This is a genomic window from Gluconacetobacter tumulicola (genome assembly GCF_014174215.1).
Taxonomy (GTDB): domain Bacteria; phylum Pseudomonadota; class Alphaproteobacteria; order Acetobacterales; family Acetobacteraceae; genus Gluconacetobacter; species Gluconacetobacter tumulicola.
In genome coordinates, this window is sequence record NZ_JABEQL010000052.1 from 1 (window position 1) to 2,500 (window position 2,500).

The window sequence follows — 2,500 nt, forward strand, 5'->3', positions numbered from 1 at the left end:
CCTTCAGGTTATGAGCCTGACGAGCTACCGGGCTGCTCCACCCCGCGTGGGTGTAGGGTAGACTGGAAGACCTGGCGGCGACCGACTTTCCCGCGTCTTAAGACGCAGTATCATAGGCGCAGGGGCATTTCACGGCCGAGTTCGGGATGGGATCGGGTGGATCTTTCCCCGCCATAGCCACCAGGTCGTCCAGTCCACCCTGTGGTGGGGTGTTGGGCGTGTGAGGTTGGTGTTTTTTTTGTGAGTGTGAGTGTGCGTGGATGATTTCTGTGCATGTGTGTTTGCCTGTGTTAGCAGGCGGTGTGAGTGAGCCTATTGGGCGATTAGGACCAGTTAGCTGCACGCATTACTGCGCTTTCACATCTGGCCTATCGACGTGATGGTCTATCACGGCCCTCGGGGAGACCTAGTTTTGAGGTGGGTTTCTCGCTTAGATGCTTTCAGCGATTATCCCGTCCAGACTTAGCTACCCGGCTGTGCCGCTGGCGCGACAACCGGTACACCAGAGGTCTGTTCATCCCGGTCCTCTCGTACTAGGGACAAATCCTCTCAAGTCTCCAACACCCACGGCAGATAGGGACCGAACTGTCTCACGACGTTCTAAACCCAGCTCACGTACCACTTTAATCGGCGAACAGCCGAACCCTTGGGACCTGCTCCAGCCCCAGGATGTGATGAGCCGACATCGAGGTGCCAAACCTCCCCGTCGATGTGGACTCTTGGGGGAGATCAGCCTGTTATCCCTAGAGTACCTTTTATCCGTTGAGCGATGGCCCTTCCACGCGGGACCACCGGATCACTATGGCCGACTTTCGTCTCTGATCGAGCTGTCACTCTCACAGTCAGGCGGGCTTATGCCATTGCACTCAACAGTCGATGTCCGACCGACCTGAGCCCACCATCGCGCGCCTCCGTTACACTTTGGGAGGCGACCGCCCCAGTCAAACTGCCCACCATGCAGGGTCCCGGACCAGGCTTACTGGTCTCGGTTAGACATCAGAAACAGTCAGGGTGGTATTTCAAGGATGGCTCCACCGGAACTGGCGCCCCGGTTTCAAAGCCTCCCACCTATCCTACACAGAATGTCTCTGATGCCACTGCAAAGCTGCAGTAAAGGTTCATAGGGTCTTTCCGTCTGACCGCGGGTACCCCGCATCTTCACGGGGAATTCAATTTCGCTGAGCCGATGCTGGAGACAGCGGGGAAGTCGTTACGCCATTCGTGCAGGTCGGAACTTACCCGACAAGGAATTTCGCTACCTTAGGACCGTTATAGTTACGGCCGCCGTTTACCGGGGCTTCAATTCAGTGCTTGCACACCTCCTCTTAACCTTCCGGCACCGGGCAGGCGTCAGGCCGTATACGTCGTCTCTCGACTTCGCACAGCCCTGTGTTTTTACTAAACAGTCGCTACCCCCTGGTTTGTGCCACCCGCCTATGGTTGCCCAAGGACGGGTCTCGCTTATCCCGAAGTTACGCGAGTAATTTGCCTAGTTCCTTCAGCATCGTTCTCTCAAGCGCCTTGGTATTCTCTACCAGTCCACCTGTGTCGGTTTCGGGTACGGTCTATATGCCAGAGCTATTTCCTGGAATGCGCAAAAAGCCAATCCAATCCGATAAGGACTGACAACATCTTGCATTCGTCACTTCTGGCAGGCCCAGGAATATTCACCTGGTTTCCATCGACTACGGCTTTCGCCCTCGCCTTAGGGGCCGGCTCACCCTGCGCGGATTAACCTTGCGCAGGAACCCTTGGACTTTCGGCGACAGTGTTTCTCGCACTGTTTGTCGCTACTCATGTCAGCATTCGCACTTCCGATATCTCCAGAGAGGGTCACCCCGTCTCCTTCACAGACTTACGGAACGCTCCGCTACCGCGCATTCAAAGAATGCACCCACAGCTTCGGCACGTGGCTTGAGCCCCGTTACATTTTCGGCGCAGGGTTTCTAATAGACCAGTGAGCTATTACGCTTTCTTTAAAGGATGGCTGCTTCTAAGCCAACCTCCTGGTTGTTTTGGAATCCCCACATCCTTTCCCACTTAGCCACGATTTGGGGGCCTTAGCTGGTGGTCTGGGCTGTTTCCCTCTCGACGATGGACCTTAGCACCCACCGTCTGTCTGCCAGGCTAAACTTCCGGGTATTCGGAGTTTGGTTAGGTTTGGTAAGGCTTTGGGCCCCCCTAGCCCATCCAGTGCTCTACCCCCCGGGGTCAACACCTGACGATCTACCTCAATAGATTTCGCGGAGAACCAGCTATCTCCGAGTTTGATTGGCCTTTCACCCCTAGCCACAGCTCATCCCCGACTTTTTCAACAGGCGTGGGTTCGGCCCTCCAGTGCGTGTTACCGCACCTTCAGCCTGGCCATGGCTAGATCACTCGGTTTCGGGTCTTCTGCCAGCAACTCGTCGCCCTATTCAGACTCGCTTTCGCTTCGCCTACACCTAACGGCTTAAGCTCGCTGCAAACAGAAACTCGCTGACCCATTATACAAAAGGTA

At 55.7% G+C, this 2,500-nt stretch carries 2 rRNA genes (1 of these 2 cut by a window edge); both read right to left on the reverse strand.

The features are described from left to right. Window positions 1-69: 69 nt before the first annotated feature. Window positions 70-185 (reverse strand): 5S ribosomal RNA (gene rrf, locus HLH29_RS19025). Window positions 186-302: 117 nt separating this feature from the next. Continuing rightward, window positions 303-2,500 (reverse strand): 23S ribosomal RNA (locus HLH29_RS19030) (it continues 543 nt past the right edge of the window).